Origin of the sequence: Brevundimonas sp. TWP3-1-2b1 (genome assembly GCF_049896165.1) — a bacterium.
Taxonomy (GTDB): Bacteria; Pseudomonadota; Alphaproteobacteria; order Caulobacterales; family Caulobacteraceae; genus Brevundimonas; species Brevundimonas subvibrioides_B.
In genome coordinates, this window is sequence record NZ_JAFCTT010000004.1 from 15136 (window position 1) to 31933 (window position 16798).

Annotated in this window: 14 protein-coding genes; 8 read left to right on the plus strand and 6 right to left on the minus strand. The window is 69.2% G+C overall.

The features are described from left to right. Nucleotides 1-46 precede the first annotated feature (46 nt). On the plus strand, nt 47-394 hold the full coding sequence (locus ACP7AB_RS04910) for a DUF1428 domain-containing protein (RefSeq protein WP_425989417.1): 348 nt from the start codon (nt 47-49) through the stop codon (nt 392-394). Nucleotides 395-860: 466 nt separating this feature from the next. Here the strand turns inward: ACP7AB_RS04910 and ACP7AB_RS04915 are convergent, their stop codons facing one another. Next, entirely contained in the window at nt 861-1286 is a 426-nt protein-coding gene (locus tag ACP7AB_RS04915) for a hypothetical protein (RefSeq protein ID WP_425989414.1), read from the minus strand. 32 nt (nt 1287-1318) lie between these two features. After that, entirely contained in the window at nt 1319-2419 is a 1101-nt protein-coding gene (locus ACP7AB_RS04920; RefSeq protein ID WP_425989411.1) for a phytase, read from the minus strand. A gap of 253 nt (nt 2420-2672) precedes the next feature. Between ACP7AB_RS04920 and ACP7AB_RS04925 the strand changes: the two genes are divergently transcribed. The 5 genes from ACP7AB_RS04925 (at nt 2673) to ACP7AB_RS04945 (ending at nt 10408) form a co-directional block, all read left to right on the plus strand. Then, nucleotides 2673-5393 (plus strand): TonB-dependent receptor, encoded by a 2721-nt coding sequence (locus tag ACP7AB_RS04925; protein ID WP_425989409.1) that lies wholly within the window; start codon nt 2673-2675, stop codon nt 5391-5393. Between the two features lie 205 nt (nt 5394-5598). Then, the gene (locus ACP7AB_RS04930) at nt 5599-7464 is read left to right on the plus strand and encodes an ATP-binding protein (protein WP_425989406.1); all 1866 of its coding nucleotides are present in this window, start codon (nt 5599-5601) and stop codon (nt 7462-7464) included. Nucleotides 7465-7538: 74 nt separating this feature from the next. After that, the gene (locus ACP7AB_RS04935; protein WP_425989403.1) at nt 7539-8048 is read left to right on the plus strand and encodes a hypothetical protein; all 510 of its coding nucleotides are present in this window, start codon (nt 7539-7541) and stop codon (nt 8046-8048) included. Nucleotides 8049-8190: 142 nt separating this feature from the next. Further along, nucleotides 8191-9615: a dihydrolipoyl dehydrogenase gene (gene lpdA / locus ACP7AB_RS04940; RefSeq protein WP_425989402.1), complete on the plus strand. Its 1425-nt coding sequence runs from the start codon at nt 8191-8193 to the stop codon at nt 9613-9615. A 1-nt stretch (nt 9616) separates the two neighbouring features. Then, the gene (locus ACP7AB_RS04945) at nt 9617-10408 is read left to right on the plus strand and encodes an SDR family oxidoreductase (RefSeq protein WP_426046109.1); all 792 of its coding nucleotides are present in this window, start codon (nt 9617-9619) and stop codon (nt 10406-10408) included. 4 nt (nt 10409-10412) lie between these two features. Here the strand turns inward: ACP7AB_RS04945 and ACP7AB_RS04950 are convergent, their stop codons facing one another. Next, nucleotides 10413-11411, minus strand: a complete 999-nt coding sequence (locus ACP7AB_RS04950) for a retropepsin-like aspartic protease (RefSeq protein ID WP_425989396.1) — start codon at nt 11409-11411, stop codon at nt 10413-10415. Nucleotides 11412-11544: 133 nt separating this feature from the next. Between ACP7AB_RS04950 and ACP7AB_RS04955 the strand changes: the two genes are divergently transcribed. Further along, on the plus strand, nt 11545-11919 hold the full coding sequence (locus ACP7AB_RS04955) for a hypothetical protein (RefSeq protein WP_425989393.1): 375 nt from the start codon (nt 11545-11547) through the stop codon (nt 11917-11919). Here the strand turns inward: ACP7AB_RS04955 and ACP7AB_RS04960 are convergent. The 3 genes from ACP7AB_RS04960 to fsa are packed head-to-tail and all read right to left on the minus strand — an operon-like array spanning nt 11916 to nt 14258. Beyond that, nucleotides 11916-12878, minus strand: coding sequence for a tyrosine recombinase XerC (locus ACP7AB_RS04960; protein ID WP_425989390.1), 963 nt, complete (start codon nt 12876-12878; stop codon nt 11916-11918). The genes ACP7AB_RS04955 and ACP7AB_RS04960 overlap by 4 nt on opposite strands. Beyond that, the gene (locus ACP7AB_RS04965) at nt 12860-13570 is read right to left on the minus strand and encodes a DUF484 family protein (protein WP_425989389.1); all 711 of its coding nucleotides are present in this window, start codon (nt 13568-13570) and stop codon (nt 12860-12862) included. The genes ACP7AB_RS04960 and ACP7AB_RS04965 overlap by 19 nt, the downstream gene beginning before the upstream one ends. A gap of 34 nt (nt 13571-13604) precedes the next feature. Further along, nucleotides 13605-14258, minus strand: a complete 654-nt coding sequence (fsa, locus tag ACP7AB_RS04970) for a fructose-6-phosphate aldolase (RefSeq protein WP_425989386.1) — start codon at nt 14256-14258, stop codon at nt 13605-13607. A gap of 186 nt (nt 14259-14444) precedes the next feature. Here fsa and ACP7AB_RS04975 point away from each other — a divergent pair, with 186 nt between their 5' ends. Then, on the plus strand, nt 14445-16607 hold the full coding sequence (locus tag ACP7AB_RS04975) for a primosomal protein N' (protein WP_425989383.1): 2163 nt from the start codon (nt 14445-14447) through the stop codon (nt 16605-16607). Nucleotides 16608-16798: the final 191 nt, after the last annotated feature.

Genomic DNA, 16798 nt, shown 5'->3' on the forward strand with positions numbered 1-16798 from the left:
AGCGACCGTGTCGCCCGCGTCTGCCCCACCAAAAAGGAGACGTCTCATGCCCTTCCTCGACATCACCGTCATTCCCGTCCCCACCGCCAACAAGGCGGCGTATCTGGAGCATTCGCGCCAGACCACGCCCTTCTTCAAGGAACACGGCGCGACCGCCGTCACCGAGACCTGGGGCGAGGACGTCCCCGAGGGCAAGACCACCGACTTCAGAAAGGCCGTCCAGCTCCAGGACGGCGAGACCGTCGTCGTCGGCTGGATCACCTGGCCCGACAAGGCGACCCGCGCCGCCGCCTGGAAAACGATGATGCAGGACGACCCCATGAAGCACATCGACATGCCCTTCGACGGCAAACGCATGATCTTCGCCGGGTTCGAGGTCGTGCTGGAGGGTTAGCGCCGCTTCCTGAAGGCAGAAGGTGTGGTCGCTGCGGACCGCCCCCTTTTCGTATCGGCCGTCGAGGAAGCTCCTCAGTTTCCGCGACCGGCTCAGGTGCTTCAGCTTCCGCGCCGGCAACGGAAGTTCCCAACTGCCGCGATGAGTCGATTTGCGACCCTGGCCCACGGTCGAAGGGGACCTTCGGCCGCAAGACGGCCCGGCCGCCCTTGGCCGAATGGCGCGGAGATAGAATTTATTCCTATAACGTCCTTGTGCATGGGCGTATGGGCGCCCATGTCGTTGCCAGGGTCTTTGACACTACCAGGACGCGCCGCTCGCCGGCATTTCGCATAATCCCGCCACCGGACGAAGGCGGGCGGGTCAGGTGATTGATTTCATGAGGTCCGCGTGCGGTCTCGTCCGTTTCGTCAGGGTGTTTTCTGCGGACGAAGCCGGACCAGACCGCCGAAGGGAACGGTCGCCTTCAGTCCTCGTTCGCCGCGTTCGGGTCGATCGCCTCGTCCACCAGCCTTCGCCAGTGGGGATCGGTGTCGTCGACCAGGTCGACGTCATCCAGCAGGGCCACCACCGCGTCGCCGTCGGGCAGGATGAGGCCCAGGACTTCCATGGGTTCGCCGAAGGCGCCGGCATGGACCTCCGCCTGGACCGCGACCGCCCCCTGTTCGCCGTCGTCGTCCCACCAGATGACGGGCTGGGGCAGGTCCATGTCGATGACCTGCGGGTCTTCCGAGTCGCCCAGGGCGAAGACCGCGCGCCGCGCCTGGACGTCGTCGAGGGTGGCGACACGGCCGGTGAAGGGCTTCAGCCGCGACCAGTCGTCGGCGTCGAAGCCGCCCCCGTCTTCGCCAGGGCCTTCGGGCGAATCGTCGGTGTTGTGGTCGTCGGTCATCCGGCCAGACTAGCGACCGGACAGCCCCCGGATCAATCGAGGCCGAGCGCGGCCTTGATCACGCGCCAGTCGATGTATTTGAAGTTCTGGGTGCCGACGTCGTTGACGTCGTCCTGCACGACCACGACGCCCTCGGGGAAGCCGCCGACCGCCCCGCCCATGGCCGCCAGACCGTCGGTGCCGGTGACGCCGTCCACGACCCCGCCCTCGACCACGAACCGGCCCTTGTACTCGGGCGCGGCGCCGTCGATGCGCCAGACCGGGAAGGCGCTGTCGCCCTGGCTGGAGCCGATCAGATATCGGGCCGCGCCGTCGGCCAGGAGGGTCAGGCCCTCGGCATCCGCGACCAGTCTGTCGGTCTCGATGCCCTGGATCAGGGTGCGGGTGTCGCCCGAGGCCGGGTCGAGGCCGTAACGCCAGACGCCGACATTCTCCTCGGCCAGATACAGGGCGTTCGTCGCCTCGTCGGCGGCGCAGCCCTCGGAGATCGAGCCGATCTCGAAGCGACGGACCTCGCGTGACAGCGGCCGGCCGGCGGCGTCGGCGGTCAGGACGAACTGGCGCACCTCGCCCTCGTGGCCGACCAGGACCGCGTGGATCTCGCCGCCACGATGCGCGAAGCAGAAGCCGTAGGGCTCGACCACGTCGGTGCGGATGGCACCCCAGGGACGGACGCCGTTCTGGCCCGTCCCGGCGGGATCGAACAGATAGAGGGACACCCCCTCCCTGCCCGGTGTCCGGTCGCTGGCGCCCAGCACGACCTGAGGCCGGCCGGCCACGGTCAGGCCGTCGACGACGTCGACGTTGTTCAGCAGCCCCTCGGGCATGAACTGAAGCACGGCGCCGTCGAAGCCGTAGATGTAGAGGCCGGCCTTCTTGTCGGTGCCGGCGACGAAGCCGGGCGTGGTGGTTCCCATGACCTTGACCGGCTGCTGACCGACCCAGATGGCGGGATCGTCGGCCGCATCCTCGCCGCCGCCGGTGCCGACCGACGGCGTCTCCAGCGTCGCCTGGACGCGGACGCCGGCGCCGACCAGACCTTCGCCCTCGCCCTGATAGTCGACCTCGTGGGTGGCGCAACCGGCGAGGAGCAGTGAGGCGATGGCGGCGGTGCAGAGGCCGATCTGGCGCATGGCGGATCCTTGATGGAAGGGCGTGGCGGGGCGGCGCAGACCACGTGGCAAACCGCCGGTCAACCCCGGGCTCCGCCTTTCTCGGACGGCCGCAGCGGTCATTTCACCGTCTACGGAAGAACTGTCACATCCTGGCCAGCCAACCGCTACGACAGCGTCGCACAAGCGTCGCCGTGGCGTCGTCGCTGTGGCTTAGCAGCGGCCTCCAGAGCCGACGGCCGGGGGGTCGATCGGACCATCGGGGATGCTCAAAATGAAACTCGCACTTTTGCTGGGGGCTGCTGTCGCGCCCCTGCTCATCGGCAACGCCGCCTTCGCCCAGGTTCAGACCGCCGATCGGGTTGACGAAATCGTCGTCACCGGCCGCCGGCCGATCGCCGAATCCGAAGCCGCCGCGCTTCAGGTCCAGCGCAACTCCGACAGCCTGGTCAGCGTCATCGCTTCCGACGCCGTCGGCCGCCTGCCCGACCAGAACATCGCCCAGGCTGTCGCTCGCGTCCCGGGCGCCGCCGTCGAAAGCGATCAGGGCCAGGCCCGCTATGTCTCGCTGCGCGGTGCGCCGAACTACTGGACCACACTGTCGATCAACGGCATCGGCATCGTCAGCCCCGAGGGCCGCGACACCCGCTATGACTCCCTCCCGTCTGCCATCGCGTCGCAGATCGTGGTCAACAAGGCTGTGACGCCTGACCTGACCGGCGAGACCATCTCGGGCAACATCAACATCATCACCCGCTCGGCCTTCGACTATCCGGGCCTGAGCATCGCCGGCAAGCTGGGCGCGGGCCGCGCCGAGCTCGGCGACCGCGACACGTACGAAGGCCAGCTGGTCGTCTCGGATCGCTTCGATACCGGCTTCGGAGAGATCGGCCTCCTGGCGTCGGGCAGCTATTTCGAACGCAACATGGTCACCGACAACTATGAGATCGACTGGGAAATCGTGTCCCAGGACGTTCAGCCCAGCGGTGGCGGGAACCGCCTGTGGGCGCGCGAGACCGAGAACAAGCTCTATCGTCTGACCCGCAAGAACTACTCCTATTCGGGCCGGCTAGACTGGAGCCCGACCGATGGGCATCGCGTCTTCTTCGAGTCGATCTTCACGACCTTCACGGACGACGAAGCCCGCGACAACTACATCTTCGACATGGACGACCGCCAGGCTGATCCCTCGGTCCCGCCGCGCTCGGCCGCCGCGCCCTGCGTGGTCGTGCCCACGGGCATCGTGACCAACACCGGCTATGCCGACAGCTGCATCGGCAACACCTCGCTGCTCGGCACGGTCTACGGCATCGACATCAACCAGCGCGCCACCCTGCGCGCGTTCGAGCAGTCGATCTTCACCAACACCCTGGGCGGCGAACACGCGCTTGGTGACTGGGATCTGGACTGGCGTTTGAACTTCACCCGTTCGCGTGATGACCGCTCGGTGGTCGGCGAGGCCCGCTATGAGAGCCCGTCGACCCGCAACCTGCGTCCGACGATCTTCTACGACTTCACCAACGTCGACCGCCACAACATCGAGCTCTACAACACGATCACCACCGGCACCGGCGCGGCGACGACCTACAGCCGCGGCGCGCGTGTCACCGACATCGACGGTTTCCAGCGCAACCTGACCCAGCTCACGTCGCTGAAGGCCATCGACGAGACGGAGGCCTACACCGCCCGCTTCGATCTGACCCGCGAGCTGTCGCTGATGGGGGCCGACGCCCGCGTCACCTTCGGCGGCCAGTACGACACCCGCACCAAGGAATCCAACGAACGCCAGATGGTCCTGAACTCGGCCGCCCAGTTTGCCGCGGCCGGGACCTCGACGACCTTCGCGCCGGTCTCGCTGAGCACGCCGTTCGCGGGCGACATCTGGATGGGCTACACGTTCCGCTACTTCGACCTGGAGGCCATGCGCGCCCAGGTCGCCCGTGCGTCCGCTCTCAACGCCTACAACCCCATCGTCGGCAACTTCTACAACGTCGAGGAAGAGGTCTACGCCGGCTACGGAGCGATCCGCTTGGGCTATGACTGGGGTTCGGTGCTGGCCGGAGCCCGCGTCGAGCGCATCACCAACACCGGCCAGGCCTTCGTGCCGCTGGCGGGGCTGAACACGCTGATCACCACGGAAGGTGAGCAGACAATCGTCTATCCGAGCGTGCACGTGAACTATGACATCGACGAGGACCGCAAACTGCGCTTCTCGTTCTCGACCGGCGCCGCCCGTCCCGACTACGACCAGCTGCGTCCCAACTTCACCTTCAACGACGCCAACCAGACCGTCTCAGGCGGCAACCCCGACGCCCAGCCCGAGCGGGCCTACGGCGTCGACGCCTACTACGAGTGGTACATCCAGCCCCAGGGCTTCTTCTCGGCGGGCCTGTTCTACAAGCAGGTCGAGGACGTCCTGTTCAGCGACGCGCGGGTGTTCAACTCCACCGTCCTGAACACCACCGGTGTGGATCGGTCCCAGTATCGGCTGTCGACGCTGGTCAACGGCGGCGACGGCTACATCTGGGGCTTCGAAGGCGCTCTGCAGCTTCAGCTCGACCCCTATGTCGAACAGCTGGACCTGCCTGAGTGGATGGGCGGCTTCGGCATCAACGTGAACGTGACCGCCAACGAGTCCCAGGCCACGACGCCGGGCGGCACGCGCGTGACCCTGCCGGGCACCTCGGACCTGGTCTACAACCTGGCTGGCTACTACGAGAAGTATGGCCTTTCGGCGCGCCTGAACTATCGCAAGCGCACCGACTGGCTCGACGGCTACGGCCCCGTGGCCGACGGGGGCAACACCTACTGGGCGGCCGACGACGAACTGGACGCTTCGATCCGTTACGCCGTCAGCGACAACCTTGAAGTCTACGTCGACGGCTCCAACCTCATGAACAATCCGGGCCGTCGCTACTCTCGCGAGAGCCAGTACACGATCGAGTGGGAACGGTTCGGCCGTCGCTTCGACGCAGGCATTCGCTTCAACTTCTAAGGCGAATAGGACGTCTCAAGACGGGAAGGGCCGGGCGGCGACGCCCGGCCCTTTTGCCGTCTTCCGCCGTCGTTCACCGGGATCGCGCGAATGCGACTGGACCCGCGCCAGGACAGGCCGTAACCGGCTTGTCACGCCGGGCGGCGCCGGGCTTGCAGTCATCCGGTCGAACACCGCGCCGCGTGCCAAGACAGGAAGACCGAACATGTTCATGGAAGGCGACATCGACTGGGTCCTCGTGCTGGGAATCGTCGCCGCCGTGACCTCGGTCGTCGCCATTCTGGCGCTGGTGTTCGCGGTGACCAACCGCACCCGCCATGTCTCGACCTCGGATGAGCTGGGGGCGGTGTCCAGGGCCCGCGAGGCGGCCGAGACGCGGCTGTACGAGACTCTGAACGCCATTCCCGTCGCCCTGGTCCAGACGGATCGCGGCGGCAAATTCGTCTTCGCCAACCGGGCCGCCCACCAGCTGATGGGCCGGCGCGACGCCGAGCTGATCGGCCTGCGGTTCCACTCGGCGACCTGGGGAATCACCTATCCCGACGGCCGGCCCGTCCCGCCGGACCTGCTGCCCAGCGCGCGCGCCCTGCGCGGCCAGACGGTCAAAGGCTTCCAGCACATCATCGCCAACCCCTCGACGCGCCGGAAGATGCTGGTCTCGGTGACCGCCATGCCGATCGAGGATTCCCACGGCCAGATCATCGGCTCGACCGCCGCCCTCGTGGAGACCGAAGGCCTGACCACGCCCGAGGCCTTCCAGCCCGAAACTGTGCCTGTGTCGACCCACGACGACCTGACCCGCCGCGTGTTCGAAGCTGCGTCCAGCGCCCTGGTGGTGGTGTCCGCCCACGGCGTGGTGCGCGAAGCCAATCCGGTGGCCCTGGCCCTGTTCGGGCGCACGCTCGATGTCATCGGCGCCGATTTTGCCGACCAGTTCCTGGGCGAGACCGAGCGGGTCGAGGGTCGCCAGACCCTGCGCGCCGCGATCAACGCCCAGCCTGGCGAGGCCGATGGCATCGTCTCAATGATGGGCGGCGACAACGGCGTGGCCTGGCGCATCCTGCCGCTGAACGCGCCGGACGAGGCGGTCGACGCACTGTTGCTCGCCGGCGATCCCATCGTGCCGGAGACGGCGGTTGAGATCGACGTCGAGCCCGCCCCCGTCGTCGAGTTTGAACCCGCCACGACCCCCGCAGCCGTCGTCCTGGCCGAGCCGGTCGCCGACCTGGCGCCGCAACTGGAGGCCGCCGCGGCCCGCGAGGCGGAACTGCAGGCCGAGCTGGAAGCTGCTCGCGCCCAGATCGAAGCGGAACGGGCCGAGGCTCAACGGACGGCCGAAGAGGCGCGCGCGCAGGTCCTGTCCCAGGTCGAGACCGGAAACGAGGCCTCGCGTCGGCTGGAGAGCGTCGGCCGCCTGACCGGCGGCGTGGCCCAGGACTTCAACGCCCTGCTGGCCGTGATGACCAGCGCGCTCGACATGCTGTTGAAGACCGCCGACGACCCGGCCCGGGTGCGCCGTCTGGGCCAGGCGGCCCTGGCGGCCGGGCAGCGGGGAGAGGCCCTTACCCGTCGTCTGTCGGCCTTCTCGCAGGGCGAGGACGCCCATGCCCAGGTGCTGGATTCCGGCGTGTTGCTGCGCGCCATGGAGACCCGTCTGCGGGCCCTCGCCGGACCGGGCGTCGACCTGTTGATCGAGGGGCCTTCCCATGCGGCGCCGGTGCGCGTCGATCCGGTCGGTTTCGAAGGCGCGGTCCAGGCGCTGGTCCGCAATGCGGTCGAGGCTCTGGGCGGCGCGGGCTCCGTGGCCGTGCGGCTGGAAGCGCTCGCCGACGGCGGGGCGCGGCTGACGGTGCGCGACACCGGCCCGGGGCTGGATGCCGCGACTGCGGCCCGTGCGCTGGAACCCTTCTTCACCACCCGCGACGGCGCGGCGGGTCTGGGCCTGGCCCAGGTTCACGCCTTCGCCCGCCAGTCCGGCGGCGCCCTGACCCTGACCGGGGCCGAGGGCGAAGGGGCCGAGGCGACCGTGATCCTGCCGCCCGTCGAACCGGCGATCGCGGGCGCGGCCTGACGCTTCACGGCTTGGCTTGGCTGGGCGGCGTGTTAGATTAACGAACGTCGTTTGATCGCGTTCGGAGTCCGGCCATGAAGATCCTGCGGTTCATTCTGGTGCTGGCCGTGATCGGCTATGCGGGCTGGCTGGCCTGGCCCTTCCTCTCCCCCTTCTTCGAGGGCGCTCCCACGACGGTGGCGACCGAGCGCGCCTCCGCCGTCGTCGAGACCGGCGGCGGCATTCCCCAGGCGGCGCTGTGGATCGGAGCAGTGGCCCTGTATCTGGTTGCGGCCTTCATGCTCGGCGCCGGCAATCCGAAGGCGGCCGTGGCCTATTTTCTCGGCTTCCTCGCTGATGCGGTGCTGAGGCTGGCCATCGACCGATCGGGCGGCGGCGGTCCGGCCAGCACCTCGATCCAGGCGGACGCCTCCGTCGGCGGCGGCGAGATCGCCCGGCAGTCGGCCGAGGCGGTAGCCCCGATCGGCCTGCCGGTCGATCCGACCTGGCTGGTGCTGGGCATACTGCTGGTGGTCGGCCTCATCATCGTCGCCGTCTCGCGACGGAGGCGGCGACATCGTTCGCCCGGCCATCTCGCCGCCTGATCCACATTCTTCGTCGGCCTGTCGCCCCTTGGGCTACTTGAGGCCTGAAGGGACACCCATATCCCTGCCAGCGGTTGACCCGGAACGGTCAGGCGCTAGGACAGCGGCCGACCCCCCGACCGCGCCCGATACAGAGGTTCTCATGGCAGACGCCGCCCCCGCCGCTCCCGTTTCCTACGATGTCGTCGTGATTGGCGGCGGACCCGGCGGTTACAACGCCGCAATCCGGGCCGGGCAACTGGGGCTGAAGGTGGCCTGCGTCGAAAAGGGCGAGACCCTGGGCGGCACCTGCCTGAACGTCGGCTGCATGCCCTCCAAGGCCCTGCTGCACGCGTCGGAACTGTTCGAGATCGCCAACAAGGAGTTCCCGACTCTGGGCATCGATGTGGGCGCCCCCAAGGTCAACCTGCCGCAGATGATGAAGCAGAAGGCCGAAAGCGTGACGGCCCTGACCAAGGGGATCGAGTTCCTGTTCAAGAAGAACAAGGCCGACTGGGTCAAGGGCACGGGCAAGATCGTCGGAACCGGCAAGGTGGAAGTCACCGCCGCCGACGGAACCGTCACGACCCTGACCGCCAGGGACATCGTCATCGCCACCGGCTCCGAGCCCACCCCCTTGCCGGGCGTGGACTTCGTCGAGGGCAAGATCATCGATTCCACCGGCGCCCTGTCGCTGTCGGCGATTCCGAAGAAGCTGATCGTCATCGGCGCGGGCGTGATCGGGCTGGAGCTCGGTTCCGTCTGGCGTCGACTGGGGGCCGAGGTCACCGTCGTGGAGTTCCTCGACAAGGTCGGCGCCGGCATGGATGCCGAGGTCGCCACCGCCTTCCAGCGCGGCCTGACCAAACAGGGCATGATCTTCAAGATGGGGACCAAGGTCACCTCGGCGAAGGTGGCCAAGGACGGCGTGGTCCTGACGTTGGAGCCCGCCGCCGGCGGCGCCGCCGAAACCCTGACCGGCGACGTGGTCCTGGTCGCCATCGGTCGTCGTCCCTACACGGCCGGCCTGGGCCTGGAGAGCGTCGGCATCGAGACCGACAAGCGCGGCTTCCTCGTCAACGACCATCTGAAGACCCGCAAGGACGGCATCTGGGTCATCGGCGATGTGACCCACGGCCCGATGCTGGCGCACAAGGCGGAAGAAGACGCCGTCGCCGTCATCGAGTTCATCGCCGGCAAGGCGGGCCACGTCGACTATGACCTGGTCCCCAGCGTCATCTACACCGGGCCTGAAGTGGCCTGGGTCGGCAAGACCGAGGAACAGCTGACGGCCGCGGGCGTCGCGTTCAAGAAGGGCAAATTCCCCTTCACCGCCAACAGCCGCGCCAAGATCAACCACGAGACCGAGGGCTTCGTGAAGGTTCTGGCCGATGCGACGACGGACAAGGTGCTGGGCGTGCACATCTTCGGCCCGGCGGCCGGCGAACTGATCGCCGAGGCCTGCATCACGATGGCTTTCGGCGGTTCGTCGGAAGACATCGCCCGTACCTCCCACGCCCATCCGACCCGCTCGGAAGCCGTCAAACAGGCGGCCATGGGCGTCGAGGGCTGGACGATGCAGGCCTAGGGTGGACCTCCACCTTGCCGGCAAGCGCGCGCTCGTCTGCGGCGGATTCAGCGGTCTCGGTCGCGCCGTGGCCGAGGCGCTGGCGGCGGAGGGTGCGCATGTCGCCCTGCTGTCGCGGGACGCGGAAAAGCTGCAGGTCGTGGCCGACGGGATCAATGCGACATCGACCGGCCGGGCCGTGATCGTGACGGCCGATCTGGCGGATCACGCGGGCCTGCTGGCGGCGGTGGATGCGGCCGAGGGCCTGCTGGGCGGGCCGATCGAGATCCTGCTGAACAACACGGGCGGGCCGCCGCCGTCGGGTGTGGCGGGGCTGGATCCGGAGCTGTGGCGCGCCCAGTTCGACTCCATGGTGCTGTCGGTCTTCCGGTTGACCGACCGGGTCCTGCCGGCCATGCGCGCGGCGGGCTGGGGCCGCATCCTTAATGTCGCCTCGTCCTCGGCGGTCGAGCCCAATCCGATGCTGGGCGTGTCCAACACCCTGCGCGCCGGCATCACCGGCTGGGCCAAGAGCCTGGCGACCGAGGTCGCCGCCGACGGGGTGACCGTCAACACCCTCCTGCCCGGCCGTATCGACACCCCGCGCATCCAGCAGCTGGACAAAGCCGCTGCCGAACGCACGGGAGTCACGCCGGAACAGGCGCAGTCGAAGTCGGTCGAGAGTATTCCGGTCGGGCGGCTGGGCGATCCGGCCGAGTTCGGCGCGGTTGCAGCCTTCCTCGCCAGTCCGAGGGCGGCCTATGTCACGGGCTCCCTGATCCGCATTGATGGCGGTGCGATCCGAAGCATCTGAGCGCTTACCGCTCGATGGCGGACGGCGCTCGCGGCTGAAGGGCGCCGAAGCCCATGCGACGCGCGCCATAGTCGAGCTCGACCCGGCGGAAACGGTAGAGCACGTCGGCGCCGATCAGCAGCGCCGGCTGGTCGCCCAGCCCCAGGGTGTTGAAGGCGTGCAGGTCGGCGAACAGCAGGGGCGTGGCGCCCAGCTCATGCCGGCCGATCCGCAGGGTGTTCAGGCGACCGGCATAGGCGTCGATCGTCTGGCCGGTGACGCCGAAGAGCGGGATGGGCCGCGAACCCACCTGACCGCCGATGGCGCGCAGCAGGGCGGTGTTGCCGATCGAATACTGGCCGCCGCTGTCGACGAACGACTGGACCGGGACGCCGTCGGCCACGGCGTTGGTCAGGATCAACTGGCCCGAGGAATCCAGTCGCGCCCGCGCGCCGCCCGGCAGGCGTGTCGGGATGATGGAGGCGGAGCCCCACGTGTAGAAGGCGGGGCCCGAGGGCGTCAGGCTGACGGTCCGGTCCGCCAGGTTCATCGACAGCCGGAACTGGGACAGGATGTCCAGGCCCAGCAAGCCGTCGGCGGCCAGCAGCGACCGCTCGAACACCGGCATGACTACGTTGTTGAAACGTCGCCGCCCGAAGGTCACCCGCCCGACCACGGCCGTGGGCGTCTCCTGGGCCGAGGTGATGCCGTGGACGACCACGGTGGGACCGGCCGGCAGACCCAGGGCCTCGGCCAGATCGCGGGCGATCGAGGTGCGCTCGGCGCCCGTGTCCAGCACGAACAGGCGCGGGCTGCGACCGTTCAGCCGCACGGCGGCGGCCATCCGGGTCAGCAGGTTCGCCGACAGCGACAGGGCGTCAGGCGGCGGGACGGGCGGGGTGACGGCCTGTTGCGTAAAGCCGCCGAGACCGGTCAGCAGAAGGGCGCCGCCGCCCAGCACCTGCCGGCGGTCGAGGCCCTCGTGCCCGGGTTCGTCCCTGGTCTGCGTTGTCCGCTCGATCATGGCCGCCTCCCCGCGGCATTTGCCCGAGCCTAGGACGGCGGCCGGGGCGCGCCTAGCCGTTGCCGCGTTACCGTTTAGTCATGTCTGAGTGCAGCCGGAGGGTGTATACCGGGCGTTCAGAATGGAGATTCCGATGCTGTCGATCCTGCTCCTTCTCACCGCCGCGCCCCAGTCGGCCGAGGGTCCTGCCCCTTCCCTTCGGCCCGCGACAATTCAAGAGATGATCGTGCCGGAGCTTCCTGCGCGAGAGAGCGCCGCGCGGAGGCCGGTCTTGAGCGACACTGGTTTCGGCTGCGACAGCGATGTCAGGTTGGCCACGTATCCGAATGCCGGAAACAGCCTTCTGTGGCGCGACGGCGGCGACCCGGTCGGCCTCTATCGCCTGCTGGATCGCCGAGTGAATGGCTGTCCGGATCCGATCGTGGTCAACTACCGCGTGCCCGGATCGAATGCTCTTGGCCGCGAAGCCGTCGCGCCCGGACGCGGAGATCGTCTTCCGGCCGACTAGGCTCTCGGATGGGCCGCGGCATAGGCGCCCAGCAGATGGGCGGCGTCGACGGCGGTGTATTTCTGGGTCGTGGACAGGCTGGCGTGGCCCAGCAGTTCCTGAATGCTGCGCAGATCGGCGCCCGCGCCCAGCAGATGGGTGGCGAAGCTGTGCCTGAGTGCGTGGGGCGTGGCCGATGCGGGCAGGCCGAGGCGGCCGCGCAGTTTCTGCATCGTCGCCTGCACATGGCGGGCGCTGAGCGGGCCGCCGCGACGGGCCCGAAACAGGGCGTCCGACGGCTCGAGCGGGAAGGGCTGGGCGAGGACGGCGGCGTCCACCGCTGACCGCACGGCGGGCAGGACCGGGACGATCCGGGTCTTGCCGCCCTTGCCGGAGATGCGCAGGCTTTCCGGGAGCGGGGCGTCGGCGCGGGTCAGGCCGAGCGCCTCCGAGATTCGCAGGCCACAGCCGTAGAGCAGCGACAGGACGGCGGCGTCGCGCAACGCCTCCCACGGTTTGGCGTCGGGATCGAGAGCGGGCTCGGCGAGCATGCCCCGGGCCTGATCGGCGCTGACCGGGCGGGGCAGGGAGGGTGTCACCCGGGGCCCGCGCACCAGGGCCAGCTGGGGCGCGGGCGTGCCGCAGCGGCGGTCGAGGAAGACATGGAAGGTGCGGATCGCCGACAGGGTCTGGCTGAGCGAGCGGGCATTGAGTGGCCCATTCTTGCCGGAACTGGCGCCGGAGCGTCGCTCGGCGAGGTGGGCGCGCAGTTCGGCGGCGGTGACGGTCCCGAGGTCGCCGAGGCCCTGCGATCCGCCGCGGTGGCGCTCGAGGAAGGCGAGGTAGAGCCGGCCGATATGGCCATAGGCCTCCAGCGTGCGGGGCGACAGGCGGCGCTCGTGCGCCAGATGCTCGAGCCAGGCCGACAGGGCCTCATTTGCGCTGAGGCGCCTTGGGGCGGTCAGTTGAGGATCGGCCATCGCTCGGCCGTGCGTTCGACGACCCGGGCGATAAAGGCGACCAGTTCGCAGCCCATGCCGGGCGTGAAGCCTTCTTCCTCGGGCGAGGCGAAGGCGCAGAGGGCGGGGCGGGCCTCTTCGGGGCGCTCGCCGCCGAGGTGTGGCGCCATGCGGATCAGGGCCACGGACCTGGCCTGCTCCGTCGAAGGGCCGAACAGGTCGAGGCCGTCGAACATGGGCCCAAGCCAGGTCAGCCCGTGGTCGCCGAGCAGGGTGTCGACGGCGCCGACCTCCAGCCCGCGCCAGCCGAAAGGCACGCCGCCCGGCTTCTCGATGGCGATGGCGGCGCCGGCCAGACCGAATCGGCCCTGCGCCACCGCATCCAGTCGGCGGGCCAGATCGGAATGGTTGCGCGACTCCATCAGGTCCAGGGCCGCGACATGGGTCTGGGTCTGGGCGGCGAAATTGGCGCGGGCGACCGACTCGATGCGTTTCCTGGCGTCAGCCTCGCGCTCGGCGGCTTCCTCGAGCCGGGTCAGGGCGGCGCGGCCGAACTCGACGACGTTGCGGCCATGCGGCTTCAGACCGACCTCCGCCAGCAGGGAGCGGTCATCCAGCAGGGTCTGGGGGTGGGCCTGCAGCCAGGCGCGAACGTCGGGCCAGTGAAGCTCACTGGCGGCGAACAGGTCTGCGGTCTGGTCCCTGGACGTCACTTCGGCGCTCCTCCCGGAACGCCGGGCCGTATTTTTACAGGATCGACTGACCGGTCTTGCCCCAGTCCGCCAGGAAGGCATCAAGACCCTTGTCGGTTAACGGGTGCTTGATCAGGGCCTTGAAAGTGTCTGCGGGCAGGGTGGCGGCGTCCGATCCGGCGAGCGCGGCGGCCGTCACATGGGCCGGATGGCGCAGGGAGGCGGCCAGAATCCGGGTCTCGAAACCGTGGATGTCGTAGATCGCGCGGATCTCTTCCAGCAGCTCAATGCCCTGGGCGCCGTGGTCATCGAGGCGGCCGACGAAGGGCGAGACGTAGGTGGCGCCGGCCTTGGCGGCCAGCAGGGCCTGGGCGGCGGAGAAGCACAGGGTGACGTTGGTCTGGACGCCCTTGTCGGCGAAGGCGCGGGCCGCGCGCAGGCCGTCCCAGGTCAGGGGCAGCTTCACCACGACGTTCGGGGCGATGGCGGCCAGCTTGTCGCCTTCCTTGACCATGGTCTCGAAATCGGTCGCCACGGCCTCGGCCGAGATCGGGCCCTCGACCAGGGCGCAGATTTCGGCGATGACCTCGGCGATGTTGCGCCCGGACTTTGCGATCAGCGTGGGATTGGTGGTCACGCCGTCCACCATCCCGGTGGGCAGCATGTCCTTGATGACGGCGACGTCGGCGGTGTCGAGGAAGAGTTTCATGGGTCCGGGTTTTAACGGCGTAGGCAGGCGAGAGCGAGCCTCTAAATCCTCCCCAGTCGGGGGAGGTGGCTCGAAGCGAAGCGTAGAGACGGAGGGGGCTCGCCCCGGATGCCGGCATGTGCGTCTGGCCCCCTCCACCCCCGCGCAAGCGCGCGGCGGTCCCCCTCCCCCGACGGGGGAGGAAGGGTGAAAGTCGCCTCGGTTCTCATTCCCCTGCCGGTGCACGAGGCCTTCGACTACGAGGTGGTCGATGGGCTCGAGCTGGCGCGGGGCGACCAGGTCGCCGTGCCCCTGGGGCCGCGCCTGATGCGGGGCATCGTGGCCGAGGTGCGCGAGACGACGGGGTCGAACCGGCGGCTGAAGGCGGTCGAGCAGAAGCTGGACGATCCGAGCCTGCCGCCGGGGACGGTGGATTTCGTCGAATGGGCCGCGCGCTGGACCCTGAGCCCGCCAGGCGAGATGGCGGCGACGGCCCTGAAGGGGCTGCGGGCGCCGAGGCCCCGGCCGGAGCGGCGGCTCAGGCGCGTCGGCGACCGGGTCCCGGCGCGACCAACGGCCGGGCGGACGGCGGTGCTGGATGCGCTCGGCGAGACGGCGATGCCGGGGGCGGCGCTGGCCCGGGCGGCGGGGGTTTCCTCGGCCGTGGTCAAGGGGCTGGTCGACGAGGGGGTGCTGGAGGTCATCGAGATCGAGGCGGAGGCCGCCTTCGATGCCCCCGATCCCGACCATAACCCGGCGACGCTGAACGCGGACCAGGCGGCGGCGGCGGATGCGCTGTCGGCGGCCACCGAGGCCAGCGTCTTCAAGCCCTTTCTGCTGGACGGGGTCACTGGGTCGGGCAAGACCGAGGCCTATCTGGAGGCCGTGGCGCGGACGCTGAAGCGGGACCCTTCGGCCCAGATCCTGATCCTCCTGCCCGAGATAGCCCTGACCCAGGCGCTGATTGAGCGGATCACGAAGCGGTTCGGGGCGGCGCCGGCCGAGTGGCATTCGGGGGTCGCGCCGCCGCGTCGGCGGATGGTGTGGGAGGCGGTGGTCGCGGGGCGCTGCAACATCGTGGTCGGGGCGCGCTCGGCCCTGTTCCTGCCCTTCCCGAACCTGAAGCTGATCGTGGTCGATGAGGAGCATGACGGGTCGTTCAAGCAGGAGGAGGGGCTGGTCTATCACGGCCGCGACCTGGCCGTGGCGCGGGCGCGGATCGAGGGTGCGGTGGTGGTCCTGGCCTCGGCGACGCCGTCGCTGGAGACCCTGTGGAACGCCCATCACGGCCGCTACGGCTGGCTGAAGCTGTCGAGCCGGCACGGGGCGGCCGTGCTGCCGGCGATCAGCCTGCTGGACCTGAGGCAGAACCCACCCGACCCCCAGACCTGGCTGTCGCAGCCGCTGCGTGAGGCGATCGGCGAAACCCTGCTGGCGGGAGAGCAGACCCTGCTGTTCCTGAACCGGCGGGGCTATGCGCCGGTGGTGCTGTGCCGGGCCTGCGGGCATCGGATGACCTCGCCGGACACCGACAGCTGGCTGGTGGAGCACCGCTACACCGGGCGGCTGGTCTGTCACCTGACCGGGTTCTCGATGGTGCGGCCCAAGCTGTGTCCCTCCTGCGGGGCCGAGGACAGTCTGGTCTCGGTCGGGCCCGGCGTCGAACGGGTCGAGGAGGAGGTGCGCCAGCTGTTCCCTCAGGCCCGGACGGCGGTGTTCAGCTCCGACACCATTCCGGACCCCAAGGCGATGCGGGCTCTGATCCAGCGGATGACCGACGGAGAGATCGACATCCTGGTAGCGACCCAGGCCGCGGCCAAGGGGCATAACTTCCCGCACCTGACCCTGGTCGGGGTGGTGGACGCCGACCTGGGCCTGCGCGGCGGGGACCTGAGGGCGGCGGAGCGGACCTTCCAGCTTCTGACCCAGGCGACGGGCCGGGCAGGGCGGGCGGACAAGCCGGGGCGGGCGATCCTGCAGACCTGGACGCCCGAGCATCCGGTGTTGATGGCGCTGGCGGCCGGGGACCGGGACGCCTTCGTCGAGGCCGAGATGGCGGAGCGTGAGGCGGCCTCCCTGCCGCCGCACGGACGGCTGGCCGCGATCATCCTGTCGGGCATCGACGCGATGGCGGTCGAGAAGGTCGCCAACGCCCTGGCGGCGGCGATCCCCAACGCGGAGCGGCTGGAGGTCTATGGCCCTGCCGATGCGCCCCTGGGGCTGATCCGGGGACGGCGTCGCAAGAGACTGCTCGTGCGGGCGGATCGGGATGTCGACCTGCAGGGGTTCCTGCGGTCGTGGCTCAGCCGGGTGAAGGTGCCGGGGTCGGTTCGGCTGACGGTGGACGTGGATCCGTACAGCTTCCTGTAGGGCCAGTTTCGTCCGCGTGTTCGGACGTAAAACACCCTGACGAAACGGACGAAACGACTGGTCGGGTGAGGGAAAACAAGGACTTGTGCGTGGGCGGCTTGTTCAGCGGACGAAAATCGGGCGGGCGACGCGCTTCGCGGATCGAGATGTCAAAGACCTGACGGGGACGTGGGGTCGGCGGCTGGCGGGCG